Origin of the sequence: Streptomyces zaomyceticus, assembly GCF_014656215.1 — a bacterium.
Taxonomy (GTDB): Bacteria; Actinomycetota; Actinomycetes; order Streptomycetales; family Streptomycetaceae; genus Streptomyces; species Streptomyces zaomyceticus.
This window is the reverse complement of record NZ_BNBZ01000002.1, coordinates 223959-240157: the sequence shown is the minus strand read 5'-3', so window position 1 is coordinate 240157 and position 16199 is coordinate 223959. Positions and strand designations below refer to the sequence as shown.

The following is a 16199-nucleotide window of genomic DNA, read 5'->3' as shown; positions in this document are numbered from 1 at the left end:
ATGAGCGCCTACGCCGCACTGACCGGGGCGGGCTACCGGGCCCAGGTCCGCGACAAGACCACCCTCTTCTTCACCTTCGCCTTCCCGCTCCTCTTCCTCGTCGTCTTCGGCCTCATCTTCCGGGGCCAGGCCGTCGAGGAGAGCGGTCTGTCCTACCTCTCGTACACCGCGGCCGGCGTGCTGTCCTGGGGTGTGGCGAACGCCGCCGTCTTCGGCATCGCGTTCACCCTGATGCAGTGGCGCACCGACGACATCCTGCGGCTGATCCGGATGTCCCCGGCCCCGCTCTCCGCCGTCATCGGCTCCCGCTACGCCATCGCCCTGGTCGTCGGCGCCGTCCAGTCGCTGCTCTTCGTCGGGGTCGCGATGCTGCCGGTGTTCGGTCTGAGGCCGGCCTCCGGCTGGCCGCTGCTGATCCCGGTCCTGATCCTGGGCATCACCACCTTCCTGCTGCTCGGGGTGATCATCGGGTCCTTCGCCGACACCCCCGAGTCCGTCGCGGCCGTCGCCAACTTCCTGATGCTGCCGATGGCGTTCCTGTCCGGGTCGTTCTTCCCGCTGGACTCCATGCCGTCCTGGCTCCAGAAGGTCTCCCTCGCCATGCCGCTGCGCTATCTCAACGACGCCGTGTCCCACGCGCTCGCCGGCCGCGGCGACTCCTCCGACGTGTGGACGGGCTGCGCCGGACTCCTCGTGTTCGCCCTGGTCTTCGGCGCGGTCGCGGTGAAGACGTTCCGCTGGACCAGGTCGTCATGAGCACCGCCGAGCGGACCCTTCCGCTGCCGATGGAGCAGGCGTGCGCCGGGCTCCGGTCCGCGCTCGCCGGGCGCCTCGGCCGGGACCTGCCCGTCGCCCCGGTCGGTGCCACGGACGCCGCCACCCCGCACGGCGGCCGGGGAGCCCCGGACCCCTGGGCGGCCGAACGCGCCGGGGCCCGCGTCCACCTCACCGCCTCCGCCGTGCTCGTCGGCCCCTGGGGCGGCGACGGGACGGCCCCCGCCTGCGGACGCTGTCTGGCGCTGCGCTGGCAGCGGCTGCGCAGCCGCAGCGAGCGCGACGCGCTGGAGACCGGCGGTCCGGAGGGTCCTCGTCCGGCCGGGGTGTGGCCGCTGTTCACCGACCATGTGTACGACGCGGTCGCGGCCCTCTGCGCTGTGGTCCTCGACGGCCCCGGCGCCGAGCCCCCGGCTGCCGACCCCGCCGACCGGGCGCTGCCCCAGGTGTCCCGTCTCGACCTGGCGACCCTCGCGGTCCGCACGTACCCGCTGCTCGCCGATCCGCTCTGCCCCGACTGCGCCCCGGACGCCGTCCCCGCCGGGCCCCGCGCGATGGACCTCGTCGAGCGGCCGAAGCCCGACCCGGGTACGTACCGGCTGCGTCCGGCGTCCTCGTACCCCCTCCCGCGCGAGGCGCTGGCCAATCCGGTCTGCGGCGCGCTCGGGGGCGGCACCTGGATCAGCGTCACCTCGCCGACGACGGCTCCGGTCGCCGGAAGCGTCTTCGTCCGGGGGTACGCCGGTCTCAACGACGTCACCTGGAGCGGCCAGGAGAACACCTTCGCCACCAGCCGCACCCTGGCCTTCCTCGAGGGTCTGGAGCGGTACGCCGGAACCCATCGGCGCGGTCGGCGCACTCCCGTGACGGGGTCCTGGAACGAGCTGCGGGACGACGCCGTCGACCCGGCCCTGTGCGGTTTCTACGACCCCCGCACCTACCGGGACGATCCGCTGGTCGACCCGTTCGACCCGGACCGCGCCATCCCCTGGGAGTGGGGCTGGTCGCTCCGCGACGAGCGCCCGGTCCTGGTGCCCTCCCGGCTCGTGTACTACAGCGCCGGTCTCGCGTCCGACAACTTCGTCTTCGAGTGCTCCAACGGCTGCGCCATCGGCGGCAGTGTCGAGGAGGCGGCCCTCGGTGGACTCCTCGAACTCGTGGAGCGTGACGCCTTTCTGAACGCCTGGTACGCCGACGCCCGGCTCACCGAGATCGACCTGGCCACGGTCGGAGGGCCGACGGCCGCCGCCATGGCGGAGCGCGCCGCGCTCCAGGGGTACGACGTCCACGTCCTGGACAACCGCATCGACCTGCCCGTGCCCGTGGTGACGGCGGTGGCCGTCCGCCGTGACGGCGGCCTCGGCACCCTCTCCTTCGCGGCGGCGGCCTCACTGGATCCCCGGGCGGCCGTGGAGGGAGCGCTGTCGGAGGTGCTCACCTACATCCCGCACCTCTCCCGTCAGACCCGGGAGCGCAGAGCCGAACTGGAGGCCATGGCCGAGGACTTCCACCGGGTCCGTCATCTCAAGGACCACGCCCAGTTGTACGGGCTGCCGCGGATGGCGGAGCACGCGCGCGGCTATCTGGAGCCCCTCGCGGTGCGTCCCTTCGACGAGGTCTACCGGGACTGGGAGGCGACCGGGCGGCCCCGTACGGGCGACCTCCGGGACGACGTCCGGGCCGTGACGGAGCTGCTGGCGGGGGTGGGCCACGATGTGATCGTCGTCGACCAGACCACCCCCGAGCAGGAGCGGATGGGGCTGTGCACGGTCAGCACCCTCGTACCGGGTCTGCTGCCGATCGACTTCGGCTGGAACCGGCAGCGGGCGCCGCTGATGCCCCGGCTGCGCACGGCCCTGCGCCGTGGCGGTCACCGCGCGACGGACCTCGCCGAGGACGAGATCCGCATGGTCCCGCACCCGTTCCCCTAGCGGAGCGGATCCGCGAAGCGAACCGGTCGAACCGAACGCACCGGATGAACCGGACGAGTCGCACGAGCCGTACCGGAGCGGCCGGCTCGGCCGGAAAGGCGGCGCAACGCGAGGCGCCCGGTGTCCGAGGAAGCGGACACCGGGCGCGGCTCCGGCCGGGAGGCGGCCGTGGGGCGGTCGATCAGGCCGAGCAGGAGGTGGTGCTGGTGGTGGAGCTGCAGGTCGAGGTCGAGCTGGTGCTGGTGGAACCGGCGAGCACGACCTCGCTGGCGTCCGAGTAGTCGGAGATCTCGAAGGTCTCGGCCTCGAGCTCGAGGATCTCGTCGGCGAGCGTGCTCAGGTCCTTGTTCATGGCGCCTCCTCTTGACCACGGTCCCGCACGGGACCGACCGGGGTGTACGTCCCTCATTCCACCGCTCCCCGCTCACCGTTCGGCATGTCTCCCGCACGCACATCGCTGGCACGCGACGCCAGCGGCCCGCCCACTCCCCCGGAGCCCCGTGTGAACCGGTCCAAACCCCTCCGTCCCGCCCTCGCGTCCGCCGGGCAGGCGGTGCGTCCCGCCCTCACCCTCTACCTGGACGTCCACCGCTCACCGGAGGTGTCCGGCGAGGAGCGCCGCACGGCCGCGCTGTTCGCGGACCGGCTCGCCGCCCTGGGCCTGGAGGTCACCCGCGGCATCGGCGGCCACGGTGTGGCCGGTGTCCTGCGCAACGGCGAGGGGCCCCGGGTCTACGTACGGGCCGAACTGGACGCGCTGCCCCTGACGGAGCGGACCGGACTGCCGTACGCGAGCGGGAACGGCGCCATGCACGCCTGCGGCCACGACCTCCACCTCGCCGCCGCCGCCGGAACGGCGGACCTGCTGGCCCGGACGGCCGCCGACTGGCGGGGCACCCTCGTCGTCCTCGGCCAGCCGGCCGAGGAGACGCTCACGGGCGCCCGCGCCATGCTGGAGGACGGACTGTACGCACGCTTCGGGCGCCCGGACGTCGTCCTCGCCCAGCACACGGCACCGCTGCCCGCCGGGATGGTCGCGCACGGCACCCCGTACGGCCCGCTGACCGCCGCGAGCAGCGCCCTGGACGTCGTCCTGCACGGGCGCGGCGGGCACGCCGGAACCCCCCACCTCGCCGTGGACCCCGTGGTGACGGCGGCGGCCGTGATCACCCGCCTCCAGACGATCGTCTCCCGTGAGAGCGCCCCCGCCGACCAGCTCACCCTCACCGTCGGCACCCTGCGGGCGGGCACGGCGGTCAACGTGGTCCCGGACACGGCCGAGTTGGGCATCGGGCTGCGGGCGCTCACGGACGCCTCCCTCGATCGCGCGCTCGCCGCGGTGGAGCGGATCGTCCGCGCCGAGTGCGCCGCCTCCGCCTGCCCGCGCGAACCCGGGATCACGACCGTGTCCCGCACCCCGGCCCTGTGGGGCGATCCGGCCGCGACCAGGGCCGTGCGCGACGCCCACACCGCCCTGCACGGCCCGGAGCGCGTGGCCGACTGGCCGTCGTCCATGGCTTCGGAGGACTTCCCGCTGTACGGCGGCGCGGGCGTGGCGCTCCACGGAGAGAAGGACGTTCCGCTCGTCTACTGGATGGTCGGGACCGCGAGCCCCCGGCAGTGGGCGGCCGCGGCCGGGCGCCTCCCGCCCAACCACTCCCCTCTCTTCGCGCCCGACGTGCGCACGGCCCTGCCGGCCGCGATCACGTCCCTCACGGCGGCGGCCCTCGACCGGCTGGCCGTCGCCCCGGGTGCGGAGCCGGCCGGACGGGGCCGGGCGCTCACGGAGTGACCGGCCGGCGCTCGTGCGGGATCTTCTCACCGGCCTCGATCGCGAGGGGCAGCCGGTTCTCGGCCGGCGGCAGCGGGCAGGTCGCGAAGTCGGTGTACGCGCAGGGCAGGTTGGTGGCGCGGTTGAAGTCGAGCACCACCTCGCCGTCGGGTCCGGGCGCTTCGACCCGCAGGTTGCGGTTGGCCGCGTAGGTGGTGACGCCCGAGGTCGCGTCGGTGAAGAGCACCGTGAAGGTGCCGGGCGTGTGCCCGTTGAAGGCGGTCAGGCTCAGCTCCCGGCCGTCGAGACGGAAGACGACCCGGCCCGGTGCGTCATAGACGTGCCGCAGTCCCTCGACGCTGGCGCCGACGGTGGTCGGACGCGGCTCGGCGAAGGCCTCGTACCGGCCGGTGACCAGCCATCGGGGATCGGGCGCGTAGGCGGGTGTTCCGGCGAAGTCGACCCGCAGCGGGTGGTCGGGGTGCCGCGGCCGGACCACGTCGTGGCCGCCGCGCTTGGCGACCTCGATGACGGTGTCTCCCCAGACCGCGTCGACGCCCTCCCGCTCCGGGATGACGCCGAAGCCGTGCCGTCCCCGGACCGCGATGCCGTCGACGACGAGTTCCGTCCCCTCGTCGAGGGCGACGGTGACGCCGTCGGGTCCGGTCGACCAGGCTCCGGGGACGTCGGGGAAGCGCTGCGGCTCCTCGGAGAGCCAGTGCAGTCCGGTGATGGCGAGGAAGCCGTGCTCGGAGGCGAGCCGGGCGTCCTTGGTGCGGTGCCAGTCCTCCCACTCGGCGGCGAAGGCCGCCGGGTCCGGAACGCCGGGGGCTCCGGTACCGGTCGCGGTCTTGGTGTCGGCGTCGGGTGTGGAGTGCGTGTCGGACGGCGTGCGGGTGTCGGGTGCGGTGTGGGTGTCGGATGTGGTGTGGGCGGGGGCGTCGGGGACGTTGCGGGAGCTCATCGGTCCTCCTCGGATCGGGTGCGCGCATCGATGTGCCGGCTGGGGAGGGAGGCCGCTCGCGCCCGTGTCGACGGGCCCGGACGGGGGCGTCGAAGGGTGGGGCTCGGGGTGACGGGGGCTCGGTGGTCGCGCGGGGCGACGGCCGGCTGCCGGGACGAGGGCCTCGGGGTCAGCCGGAACAGGCCGTGGTCGTGACGCGCACGTAGTCCACGTGGCGGCGCATCACGAGCAGGGTCATGGGGTCAGCAAAGCACAACTGCCGTGCCCCGGGCCAGAGATCCCCGGTTCGGGATCCCCTGCCCGGGGCACGGCGGACGCTCCTTCCGGCCGCGCGACCGTGGCCGGGTGCGCGGCTCAGCGGCCCTGGAGGGCCTTGACGTTGTTCCCGAAGGTCCAGCCCTTCGACCCGTCCCAGTTCGCCGACCAGGTCATCAGGCCCTTGAGCGCCCCGCCGTAGTGGTTCCACGCCTGGGCGACGGCCGAGGGCGCCATGTGGCCACCGCCCGCGCCCGGCTGGGCCGGCAGGCCGGGGACCTGCTTGTCGTACGGCACCCGAATGGTGGTGCCCTGGATCACGAGCCCCCTGTTCAGGCAGTCGGTCTGCGCGACGAACCCGGCGACGGTGCCCGCGGAGTAGGAGTCGCCCGAGCAGCCGTACATGCTGCCGTTGTAGTACTGCATGTTGAGCCACCACAGTCGCCCGTTGTCGGCGTACTTCTTGACGATCGGGAGGTACGCGCCCCAGATCGACCCGTAGGCCACGCTGCCGCCCGTGACGTAGGCGGTCTCCGGCGCCATCGTCAGTCCGAAGCCCGCGGGCATCCGGGCGAGGACGCCGTCGATGATGTGCACGAGGTTGGCCTGCGACGTGGAGAGGGTGCCGATGCTGCCGCTGCCGACCAGGCCGGTCTCGATGTCGATGTCGATGCCGTCGAAGTTGTACTTCTTCAGGATGGGCACGACGGTCTCGACGAATCGGTCGGCGACGGCACGGGAGCCGAGGTCGATTCCGGCGGCGGCGCCACCGATGGACAGCAGGAGGGTCGCTCCGGCCGCCTTGGCGTTGCACATCTGCGCGGGGGTCCCGACACGGACGGTGTTGTCCATGCCGTCCTCCCAGAGCACCGTCCCGTCCGAGCGGATCACCGGGAAGGCGGCGTTGATGACGTTGTAGCCGTGGGCGGCGAAGCGGGGGTCGTCGATGGGCGCCCAGCCGAAGGGCGGGTGGACGCCGTTGGCCGCGCCGTCCCAGTTCTCCCAGTACCCCTGGAGCACTTTGCCGGCGGGCTTCGGCTTCGGCGCACAGGTGTCCGCCGCGGCGGCGGAGGGGGTGGCGGACGGGGCGGCGGTGGCGGGGGCGGTGAAGGCGGCGGCCGCGAGCAGGGAGGCGAGACCCGCTCCGAGGACACGGGCGATGCGAGAGCCTGGCATGTGCGTGCTCCTGGGGACGTGGGGGGATGGTCCTGGGCATGGCGCGCGCTCCAGCAGACCGTAGGTTGGTCCAGACCATTCGTCAACCTCCCTCGCACACAAGGCTGTTGGGCTACCTCGACTCGTCCCCCTCGACGGCACGCAGGGAGCGCAGCAGTTGCCGCAGCACGGGGCCCGGCGGACCCGGCCGCACGGCGAGCGAAGTGGTCACGGCGAGGCCGGTGAGCGGCCGGACGGCCACCCGAGGGACCCGCGGCACTCCGCGCACCTCGTAGAAGAGGGTCCACGAGGGCGCCCGCGCCGCGCCGATCGCCGTGAGGGTGGCGCGGAGATCGGTGAACGGAGGTCCCTGGACGGGGCGGGACCCGGCGGCACGCAGGGCGCCGGCGATCAGCTCGTGGAAGCAGGGGTTGTCCCGCAGCGGGAGGCGGGCCAGCTGTGCGAGGCGCAGCTCCCGCTCGGCCGCGAGCGGATGACTCTCCGGCAGTGCCACGTACAGCGGATCGCTCCACAGCGGGAGCAGTTCGAGCCCGGGCGCGCTCGGCACCGCCCGGACCAGGGCCGCGTCCAGTTCTCCGGCGCGCACCGCGGCCAGCCGACGGGCGACCGGCAGCCTGTGCAGGCGCACCTGCAGACGCGGTGCGCCGGTGGCGAGTTCACCGAGGACCCGGTCGATGCGGTCGCCCGGGCCGTGGATGGCGGCGAGGCGCAGGATCCCTTCGTCGCCCGCGGTGATGTCGGCGGCCACCCGCGCGGCCTGTTCGGCGGCCGCGAGGACGGCCCGGGCCTCGGGCAACAGCCGTTCACCCGCGCCGGAGAGGCCGACCCGCCGGGTGGTGCGCTCGAAGAGCACGACACCCCATTCGTGTTCGAGCCGACGGACCTGCTGGCTGACCGCCGACTGGACGATGCCGAGGCGTTCGGCGGCCTTCCCGAAGCCGCCCTCCTCGGCCACGGCCACGAAGTACCGCAGCCGGCGCAGCTCCATGAGTCCGTCTCTCTCGTTCCTCGCACGGCCCGTTCGTCACGAGCGGTGATCGCCGTCCTGGACAACCGCCCGCTGTGCCCCCGGACGGCGGTACGACGACCGTGAGCGCCGGCGGGCCGGTCTCCGTACCGCCCGGGGTGTCGCGTTCCTCCGGTGCGGCACCCGGCGCGACCGCGGAACCGCTCACGGTTCTCACGCCGGGTGTCGACAGCTTCGGCCGTCGGGCCGATTGAGGGACCGGTCCGTACGAGGGACCGGCCCAGGTGCGAAATCAGGCCGTGTGCAGCGTCAGCCCGTAGCGGCCGAGGATCTCGTTGACGGGCTGGAACCAGGTCTCGCCGCCGGAGGAGCAGTTGCCCCAGCCGCCGGAGGTGACACCCTGGGCCTGGTCACCGCTGATGAAGGCGCCGCCGGAGTCGCCGCCCTCCGCGCACACGCTCGTCTTCGTCATCTGCTGCACGGCGCCCTGGCTGTAGTTCACGGTCTCGTTCTTGGCCAGGACCGTGCCGCAGTGCCACTTGGTCGTGGAGCCGGAGCGGCAGATCGACGCGCCGACCGGGGCCTCGGCGGAGCCGCGCACGAGGCGGTCCGGCACCGCTCCCCAGCCCAGCACGACCGGGACCGTCCACCAGCCGCTGTGGATGCTCACGTACGCGTAGTCGTTGCCGGGGAACGAGGAGCCCTGGAAGGTGCCCATGGCGGAACCGTCCCAGCCCCGGACGGCCGCTCCGGCCTGGCCGCAGTGCCCGGCGGTGACGAAGCCGCCGTGCACGGAGAAGCCTATGGAACAGCGGACGTTGCCGGTGTAGTACGGGTCTCCGCCGACGGTTCCGGCGGCGTACGTACGGGGTGCGGTCGCCGTTTCGGCGACGGTGACGGGGCCCGCCTCGCGCGCCCGCTCGACGAAGGCGCGCACGGCGGGCGCGTTGCGGTCGGCGCGGACGACGGTGACGACGACGCTGTTGGAGCGGGAGTCGACGTGCCAGCCGGCGACGCCGGCGGGGGCGGTGCCGGTGTCGAGCCGGGCCTTGGTGCGGTCGAGTTCGCGGGCGGTGTGGCGGACGAGCCGGATGTCGGCGCCCAGTGCCCTGACGTCCGCCTCCTCGTCGCGGTCGGTGAGGGCGACGACGAGCCGTCCGGTACGCGCGTCGAACCAGGCGCCGCCGTAGGAGCCGCCCGCCGTCTTCTTCGCCTCGGACTCCACGCGGGCCGCCGCTCGTTCGGCCGCGAGCCGCTCCTCGGCCTGCTGTGCGGTGAGGCCGAAGTCCTGCCTCATCGCGTCGAGGAGCCCCTCGGAGGCGGCGGGGGCGGCGGGGACCGCACTCGCGGGGGCCGCGTGGGCGGCTCCGAGTCCGACGGTGAGCAAGAGGGCCGCGACGGCGGCGCGCAGGGCGGAAGTGCGTTTCACAGGTGCCTCCTAGTGGGGGAGCAGGCGCTGAGAGCGCTCTCAAGCGAGTGCGGCAGTCACGTTAGCGAGACCTTGCTTGTCAGGTCCATACCATGCACGCATTTTCGGCCGGAGGATCGAGAGGCCCATCCCGCCGCAATCACTTGGCGCAATCACTTGCTGCAATGCTTTGCAAGATCTTGCCGATAGCGTCGGCGGCTGCTTGACTCACCAGCGGCCACAGGCAGTTGCCGGCCCACCGCTCAGCGGCCGGCCGCCCTCTTTCGCGCAGGAGAGGCACATCGATGAGCAGCAGGTACGACGTCCTCGTCCTGGGAGGATCGGGCGTCGACACGATCGTGTACGTGCCCGAGCTCCCCCTGCCGTACGCGGACAGCTACATGATCCGGCCCGGCATCGAGACCCGCGCCGGGCAGACCGGCGACTTCGTGACCCTGGGCCTGAGCACCCTCGGCCTGCGGACGCACCACCTCGACATGATCGGCGACGACCCCTCCGGCGACCTCGTCAGGGCCTTCCACCGCGACCGGGGCATCGACTTCACCGAAGTGCCCCTGCCCGGCGGGACGAAGCGGGCCGTCAATCTCGTCGGACCCGACGGCCGACGGCTCTCGCTCTACGACGACAGCCGCTCCCGGGAGTCCGACCGGCTGCCCGAGGAAGTGGTCCGCTCCCTTGCGTCGGCGAGTCGCCACGCGCATGTCTCCCTCACGTACCCCTGCGCGTTCACCCTCCCGCTGCTGCGCGAGGCGGGCCTCGGCATCTCCACGGACCTCCACGACTGGGACGGCGAGAACCCCTACCACGAGCCCTTCGCCCTCGGCTCGGACATCGTCTTCGTCTCGACGACGGCCCTGCCGGACCCGGAGCGGACCATGCGGCTGATCCTGGAGCGGGGCCGGGCCGAGATCGTCGTCGCCACCGCGGGAGCCGAGGGCGCGTACGTACTGACCGGCGACGGGCTCGTCCATGTCCCGGCCGTCGCGCCCCGCGCACCGGTCATCGACTCCAACGGCGCGGGCGACGCCTTCGCCGCCGGCTTCCTCTTCGGCCGGCTGACCGGAGAGAGCCTCGACCGCTGCGCCCTGTACGGCGCGGTGGCCGGAGCGTACGCGTGCACCGTGCCCGCCACCGGGAGCGACGCCATCGACCGCGCCGGGCTCCTCGACGAGGTCGCCGCACTCACGGGCTCCCCGGCGCCCGGCGGCGAAGCCGAGAGGGCCGGGTCCGTCGTACGACGGACCCGGCCCCTTGCCCGGCCACCGGCCGCGGACCCACGGCCCTGACCTGTCGGCCGTCGGACGTCAGCCGTCGGACGTGTGCGGGCGGATCAGACGCGGTCGGCCGCGATCAGCACGTACTGGAAGGAACCGTCCTTGTAGGAGTTGATGAACGCCTCCTCGATACCGGTGACCAGGGACGAGGTGGCGCGCAGCTCCCAGTAGGGCAGGGTGTCGGGCGTGAGGTCGATGACGGCCTGCGGCACGAGACGGTTGTCGGCCATCGCACGGAGGTACTCGCGACGCGAGTGGATGTTGCACTCGAAGTGGGCGTTGATCTGGGAGACCCACTTCGAGGGCTGGCCGTAACGCGGGTTCCAGCAGCCGGTGATGGTCACGTAGCGGCCGCCGACCTTGAGGAAGCGGGAGTGCTCGGCGAAGAGGTCGTCGAGGTCGACGTACATGCTCGACTCGTTGTTCCACGAGGCGGCGATGCTGCCCTTCTCGAACGGGGTGTCCAGCATGTTGCACACCTGGGCGTGGACGTGGTCGTCGATGCCGAGTTCCTTCGCGCGCCTGTTGCCGAAGTCGGCCTGCGTGGAGGAGAGGGTGACTCCCTCGACCTTGCAGCCGAAGCGCTGGTGGGCCATGACGCTCGAACCGCCGCGACCGCAGCCGGCGTCCACGAGCGTGTCCTCCCGCCCGATGGCTCCCAGGTTGTCCAGGAGGACCTCGGCCTGCGCGGACTCCAGCCGGTGCAGCTCCGCGATCAGCTTCTTCTCGTACGCGCTGTCCTCGGTGCTGCCGAGGGCCGCGTGGTCGACGTCGCCGATGCCGTAGTGGTGGTGGTAGAGCCCGTCGACGTCACCCAGGCGCAGGTTCACCGGCCTGGCCTCGTCGTTCCAGTAGCGGGCGATGTCGCCCTGGTACGGCGTCGCCGGGGACGGGACGAACGCGGAGGTGCCGTTGAGGGTGGTGAACTCGGTGCTGGTCACAGATAATTCCATTTCTTACCAGAAATCGGGCAGGCTGTAGCGATAGGTGTTGGTCTGGTGCCAGTAGTGGTTGCCGTCGACCCACACGGCCACTCCCTTGAGGAAGCGGAGCACGGTCGGGACGGGGCAGGCGGCGGCGAGGGCCGCGGCCTCGGCCTCGAAGTCACGCATCAGGTCGTTGTGGACCTCGACCGCCTTCAGATAGCCCTCGCGGTCGGATACGCCCTCCCGCTCGGCGAGCACCACGGGCAGGTTGAGGTGTTTGCCGGGGGTGGCGAGTTCCTTCGTGTACGAGTAGAGGTCGTTCACGATGGTGGTGGCGTTCCCGGCGAGCGCGAGGACGCGCTGCATGGCCGGCTGGGCGTGCAGGTCCGCCGGGAGTTCGTAGCCGCCGACGGTGTCGGTGATGGTCGGGCAGGGGCGGAAGTTGTTGAACTGCCGCATCGCCAGGTACTCCCAGACCTCCGGCACGTGGTCCGTCTCGGTCCAGGCGGCCTCGGCGAGGTAGCCCATGTGCAGCCGGGCCATGTCGTGCCGGAACCGGTCGGCCTGGGAGGGGGTGGCCTGGCCGACGAAGTACTCCATGGCGGAGCGGTAGGCGCGCCGCGGGGCGTCCGCGTGGAGCGACTCCGCCCACTGCGGCGCGTACTCCTTCGTCGTGTGCAGCGGGTCGAGGGCGGTGTGGGCGAGGAGGAGGCGGCCGCCGAGGCCGACGGGTGATCCGCCGTGGTTCTCGCAGTAGCAGTCGTCCACGGCGTTCTCGGCGACCATCAGACGCGTCGCGAGCATCAGGTGCTCGACGGTCGGCGCGTCCGGGTGGCAGGCCACCATGTAGCGCCCGACGGAGAAGCCGTCGAACTCGCCCTCCCAGTCCTCGGGGTACAGCTGGACCTCGTCGAGCGCCCAGGACTTGATCCTTCGGCTGACCTCGTCGACCCGCACGGGGTCGGGTTCGGGGACCGGGTGGAAGTAGAGGCCGGGGATCGGCCGGCCCTCCACCGGGGCGGGCGCCGTAGGTTCCGGCGTGGCGGGGACCTCCTCGCGCCGGGCCAGGGACAGGGCCGCCGTGCCGAGACCGGTGGGACCGCGAGGGATCCATCCGGGGTCGGGGCGGGGCGGCGCGGCCACGACGTCGGCGTGCGGCGGCGTGGCCACGACGTCGGCGTGCGGCGGCGCGGCCACGACGGCCGTTCCGACCCCGGCGGCCGGGGAGGTGGCGGCGGGGGCCGCGGCCCGGGCCAGGACATGGGTCCCGAAGTGGGCGGCGGCGGTGGGCAGGCTCGACTGCAGAGGGGAGAGCCCGGGTTCGGGCATCCGTGACTCCTCGGTGAGGGGGTGGGCCGTCCGGGGTCCCGGGCACGCTCGGCCGGCCCGGGAGGTTCCGGTCTCTTCGTGGCCGCCGCGGCGGCCGTGGGTCAGGCAGGATCCGGAAGAGACGGCCTAGTGCCTACGGGCGATCTCCACGTTCTCGAGCACGCCCAGCGCGTTGGGTACGAGGATGGCGGCGGAGTAGTACGTGGTGACGAGGTACGACATGATCGCCTGCTCGCTGATGCCCATGAACCGGACCGAGAGACCGGGCTCGTACTCCTCGGGCAGACCGGTCTGGCGCAGACCGATGACGCCCTGGTTGTCCTCGCCGAGACGCATGGCGAGGATCGAGCTGGTGTTCTCCTTGGTGATGGGGATCTTGTTGCAGGGCAGCAGCGGGACACCGCGCCAGCTCAGGACCTGCTGCCCGTCGAGGTCGACGGTGCCCGGGTTGAGCCCGCGGGCGTTCCACTCGCGCCCGATGGCCGCGATCGTCCTGGGGTGGGCGAGCAGGAGCCTGGTGCCGCGGCGGCGACAGAGCAGCTCGTCGAGGTCGTCCGGGGTGGGCGGGCCCGAGTGGGTCTGGATCCGCTGCTTGAAGTCGGCGTTGTGGAGGAGGCCGAACTCACGGTTGTTGATCAGCTCGTGCTCCTGGCGCTCGCGCAGCGCCTCGATGGTGAGCCTGAGCTGCTCCTCGGTCTGGTTCATTGGCCCGTTGTAGAGGTCGGCGACCCTGGTGTGGACCCGGAGGACGGTCTGCGCGACGGAGAGCTCGTACTCGCGCGGCTTGAGCTCGTAGTCGACGAAGGCGCCCGGCAGGGCGACCTCGCCGACATGGCCGGCCGACATCGCGATCTCGGCCTCGCCGTGCTTGTTCTGCCGCTGGAGCGGGAGCGAGCTGAACGCCTCGATGTGGGCCTGGAGGCCCGGCGCCGAGGCCATCACGGCGGCGAACTCGGCGCGCGAGAGGGTGAGCAGGGTGCCGGAGGTCTCGGCGGTGGCGGTGTAGTCCCATCGGGCGTCGGCGTCCAGAAGGGCGTTCTCACCGAACCGGTCGCCGTCGGCGAGCACCGCGACGGCCACGTCGTCACCGTACTTGCCGAGGGAGATCTGGTTGATCCGGCCGTGCGCGACCAGGTGGATCTCCCCGGCGGGGGTGCCGCGCTCCACCAGCACCTCGCCGGCGCTGAAGTCGCGCTGGACGCACCGCCCGGCCAGCGCGTTCAGCACCTCCTCGTCCTCGTAGCCCCGCAGCAGTGCGAGTTCGCCGAGCTCACGGGGGATCACCCGGACGTGGGCACCGTCCTGGACGAACTCGATGCGCCCGTCGCCGACGGTGTAGCTCAGCCGGCGGTTCACCCGGTAGGCACCGCCCTTGGTCTCCACCCAGGGGAGCATCCGCAGCAGCCAGCGGGAGCTGATCTCCTGCATCTGCGGGGCGGACTTGGTGGTGGTGGCGAGGTTCCGGGCAGCCGCGGTGCTCAGGCTGGACTGCTTCGGCTGGTCCAGCTGTGCGTCCGGGCTCGTGTCTACGGTCATGGGGCGGGCTCTCCTTCGCAGGGGGGTGGTGACCGGCGCACGGGTGCATCGGTCGGTGAAAGAGGAGAAAGAGGAAAAGGGAGGAGGAATCTCTGGGAATCCGTCCAGATCCCGGGGAACAGTAACGGCCGGTAGACCCGGCGCACCCCATCGGACCGGAGGCATTACCTCGAAACGGCGATCTTGGTTCGTACGAGGTTTAAGCGGGCTGAGGACGGTATTCGGTCGACCTGGCCGAGAGCCCATGGCCGCAGGACGCCGAGAGCGACGACCCCACGGGACGAAGCCCTTTCACCAATGCGACAAACCGTCAGATTCCGGTTAGATTCCGCTGGGGGTGCCGTGTCGCCCGAGGACCCCACCGAGTCGCAGCCGAGGTAGGTCAATGTCGAACGCCGATACCGGTAAGGACGCCGCCACGGCCGGGGCACCGCCCGCGGCCAAACTGACCCTCGTCACCCTCACCGCGATGGTCGTCGGATCCATGGTGGGCGCCGGCGTGTTCTCGCTGCCCCGGCGGTTCGCACAGGAGACAGGTGTCGCGGGAGCGCTGATCGCCTGGGCGATCGCCGGCTTCGGCATGCTGATGCTCGCGTTCGTCTTCCAGACCCTCGCGGTACGCCGCCCGGACCTGGACGCCGGTGTCTACGCGTACGCCAAGGCCGGTTTCGGCGAGTACCTCGGCTTCTTCTCCGCCTTCGGCTACTGGGCGAGCGCCTGCGTCGGCAACGTGACGTACTGGGTGCTCATCATGTCCACGATCGGCGCGATCGCCCCGGCGCTCGGCGACGGCGACACCGCGCTCTCGATCATCCTTTCCTCCGCCGGACTGTGGGCCTTCTTCCTGCTCATCCGGCGCGGGGTGAAGGAGGCCGCCGCGATCAACCGGATCGTGACCGTGGCCAAGGTCGTGCCCATCATCGTCTTCGTCATCCTGGCCCTCTTCTGCTTCGACGCGTCCGTCTTCGCCGACAACTGGGGCGGCGCCGACTACGCGGGCTCACTCTTCAACCAGGTCCGCGGCACCATGCTCGCCACCGTCTTCGTCTTCCTCGGCGTCGAGGGCGCCAGCGTCTACTCCCGGCACGCCAAGCGCCGCGAGGACGTGGGCCGGGCCACGATCCTGGGCTTCCTCAGCGTCTTCGCCGTCTTCGCCTCGGTGACCATCGTGTCGTACGGGATCCTCCCGATGAGCGAGATCGCCGAGCTGCGCCAGCCCTCCATGGCGGGCGTCCTCGAGGCCGCCGTCGGCACCTGGGGCAAGGTCTTCGTCAGCGTCGGTCTCATCATCTCCGTCCTCGGCGCCTACCTCGCCTGGACCCTGATGGCCGCCGAGGTGCTCTTCGTGGCGGCCAAGGACGACGACATGCCGCGGTTCCTGGGGCGCTCCACCGGCGACGACGTCCCCGTCCCGGCCCTGCTGATGACCACGGCCCTCAGCCAGATCGTCCTGGTCGTCACGGCCTTCTCCGACGACGCCTTCAACTTCGCCCTCGACCTGACCAGCGCGCTGAGCCTCATCCCGTTCCTGCTCGCCGCCGCTTTCGCGGTGAAGATCGCCCTGAGACCCGCGCGGGAGAACGTCACGGGCGAGAGCACCCGGCGGGAGCTGGCCTTCGGCGTCCTCGCCACCGTGTACACGGCGTTTCTGCTGTTCGCGGCCGGGCTCAAGTTCGTCCTGGTCTCGTTCATCATCTACGCGCCCGCGACCTTCCTGTTCGTCAAGGCGCGGCGAGAACAGGGCAGGCGGCTCTTCTCCCCGCGCGAGCTGGTGATCCTCGTGGTCTCGATCGCCGGCGCCGTCATGGGGATCGTGGCGCTCGCGGCCGGCTGGATCAGCCTCTGAGCCCTCCCCGTCCGGCGCTCC

The 16199-nt window shown here is 72.0% G+C and carries 13 protein-coding genes; 5 read left to right on the top strand and 8 right to left on the bottom strand.

Annotated features, from left to right (window positions below):
• Window positions 1-756, top strand: a complete 756-nt coding sequence (locus IE311_RS03915; protein WP_189830096.1) for an ABC transporter permease — start codon at window positions 1-3, stop codon at window positions 754-756.
• Window positions 753-2705 carry a TOMM precursor leader peptide-binding protein gene (locus IE311_RS03910; RefSeq protein WP_229901705.1) on the top strand — a complete coding sequence of 651 codons (1953 nt, stop codon included), beginning with the start codon at window positions 753-755 and terminating at the stop codon, window positions 2703-2705. Before IE311_RS03915 ends, IE311_RS03910 begins: the two co-directional genes overlap by 4 nt.
• Window positions 2706-2886: 181 nt before the next feature.
• Here the strand turns inward: IE311_RS03910 and IE311_RS03905 are convergent, their stop codons facing one another.
• Window positions 2887-3057, bottom strand: a complete 171-nt coding sequence (locus IE311_RS03905) for a thiazolylpeptide-type bacteriocin (RefSeq protein ID WP_030757923.1) — start codon at window positions 3055-3057, stop codon at window positions 2887-2889.
• 150 nt (window positions 3058-3207) lie between these two features.
• Between IE311_RS03905 and IE311_RS03900 the strand changes: the two genes are divergently transcribed.
• Window positions 3208-4497, top strand: a complete 1290-nt coding sequence (locus tag IE311_RS03900) for an amidohydrolase (RefSeq protein WP_229901704.1) — start codon at window positions 3208-3210, stop codon at window positions 4495-4497.
• Here IE311_RS03900 and IE311_RS03895 read toward each other — a convergent pair.
• The 4 genes from IE311_RS03895 to IE311_RS03880 all read right to left on the bottom strand — a co-directional run bounded on the left by IE311_RS03895 (window position 4487) and on the right by IE311_RS03880 (window position 9267).
• Entirely contained in the window at window positions 4487-5440 is a 954-nt protein-coding gene (locus IE311_RS03895) for a DUF1684 domain-containing protein (RefSeq protein ID WP_189830094.1), read from the bottom strand. The two genes, IE311_RS03900 and IE311_RS03895, sit on opposite strands and share 11 nt — an antisense overlap.
• 354 nt (window positions 5441-5794) lie before the next feature.
• Window positions 5795-6871: a chitinase gene (locus IE311_RS03890; RefSeq protein ID WP_189830093.1), complete on the bottom strand. Its 1077-nt coding sequence runs from the start codon at window positions 6869-6871 to the stop codon at window positions 5795-5797.
• Between the two features lie 112 nt (window positions 6872-6983).
• Window positions 6984-7859: a LysR family transcriptional regulator gene (locus tag IE311_RS03885; RefSeq protein WP_189830092.1), complete on the bottom strand. Its 876-nt coding sequence runs from the start codon at window positions 7857-7859 to the stop codon at window positions 6984-6986.
• Window positions 7860-8130: 271 nt separating this feature from the next.
• Window positions 8131-9267, bottom strand: coding sequence for a S1 family peptidase (locus IE311_RS03880; protein WP_189830091.1), 1137 nt, complete (start codon window positions 9265-9267; stop codon window positions 8131-8133).
• A 284-nt stretch (window positions 9268-9551) separates the two neighbouring features.
• Between IE311_RS03880 and IE311_RS03875 the strand changes: the two genes are divergently transcribed.
• A complete protein-coding gene (locus tag IE311_RS03875) occupies window positions 9552-10553 on the top strand; it encodes an adenosine kinase (RefSeq protein WP_189830090.1) in 1002 nt (333 codons plus the stop codon).
• A 44-nt stretch (window positions 10554-10597) separates the two neighbouring features.
• Here IE311_RS03875 and IE311_RS03870 read toward each other — a convergent pair whose 3' ends face one another.
• The 3 genes from IE311_RS03870 to IE311_RS03860 form a co-directional block, all read right to left on the bottom strand.
• On the bottom strand, window positions 10598-11494 hold the full coding sequence (locus IE311_RS03870; RefSeq protein ID WP_189830089.1) for a geranyl diphosphate 2-C-methyltransferase: 897 nt from the start codon (window positions 11492-11494) through the stop codon (window positions 10598-10600).
• Between the two features lie 3 nt (window positions 11495-11497).
• Window positions 11498-12796, bottom strand: a complete 1299-nt coding sequence (locus tag IE311_RS03865; protein ID WP_189830088.1) for a family 2 encapsulin nanocompartment cargo protein terpene cyclase — start codon at window positions 12794-12796, stop codon at window positions 11498-11500.
• 126 nt (window positions 12797-12922) lie between these two features.
• Entirely contained in the window at window positions 12923-14332 is a 1410-nt protein-coding gene (locus IE311_RS03860) for a family 2B encapsulin nanocompartment shell protein (RefSeq protein ID WP_189830087.1), read from the bottom strand.
• A gap of 385 nt (window positions 14333-14717) precedes the next feature.
• Between IE311_RS03860 and IE311_RS03855 the strand changes: the two genes are divergently transcribed.
• Entirely contained in the window at window positions 14718-16178 is a 1461-nt protein-coding gene (locus tag IE311_RS03855) for a basic amino acid/polyamine antiporter (RefSeq protein WP_189830086.1), read from the top strand.
• Window positions 16179-16199 lie beyond the last annotated feature (21 nt).

Bases quoted from the DNA above. Each gene is read 5' to 3' on its own strand.
- IE311_RS03915 (WP_189830096.1), top strand. From the start codon at position 1: ATGAGCGCCTACGCCGCACTGACCGGGGCGGGCTACCGGGCCCAGGTC.
- IE311_RS03910 (WP_229901705.1), top strand. From the start codon at position 753: ATGAGCACCGCCGAGCGGACCCTTCCGCTGCCGATGGAGCAGGCGTGC.
- IE311_RS03905 (WP_030757923.1), bottom strand. From the start codon at position 3,057: ATGAACAAGGACCTGAGCACGCTCGCCGACGAGATCCTCGAGCTCGAG.
- IE311_RS03895 (WP_189830094.1), bottom strand. From the start codon at position 5,440: ATGAGCTCCCGCAACGTCCCCGACGCCCCCGCCCACACCACATCCGAC.
- IE311_RS03890 (WP_189830093.1), bottom strand. From the start codon at position 6,871: ATGCCAGGCTCTCGCATCGCCCGTGTCCTCGGAGCGGGTCTCGCCTCC.
- IE311_RS03885 (WP_189830092.1), bottom strand. From the start codon at position 7,859: ATGGAGCTGCGCCGGCTGCGGTACTTCGTGGCCGTGGCCGAGGAGGGC.
- IE311_RS03875 (WP_189830090.1), top strand. From the start codon at position 9,552: ATGAGCAGCAGGTACGACGTCCTCGTCCTGGGAGGATCGGGCGTCGAC.
- IE311_RS03870 (WP_189830089.1), bottom strand. From the start codon at position 11,494: ATGGAATTATCTGTGACCAGCACCGAGTTCACCACCCTCAACGGCACC.
- IE311_RS03865 (WP_189830088.1), bottom strand. From the start codon at position 12,796: ATGCCCGAACCCGGGCTCTCCCCTCTGCAGTCGAGCCTGCCCACCGCC.
- IE311_RS03860 (WP_189830087.1), bottom strand. From the start codon at position 14,332: ATGACCGTAGACACGAGCCCGGACGCACAGCTGGACCAGCCGAAGCAG.
- IE311_RS03855 (WP_189830086.1), top strand. From the start codon at position 14,718: ATGTCGAACGCCGATACCGGTAAGGACGCCGCCACGGCCGGGGCACCG.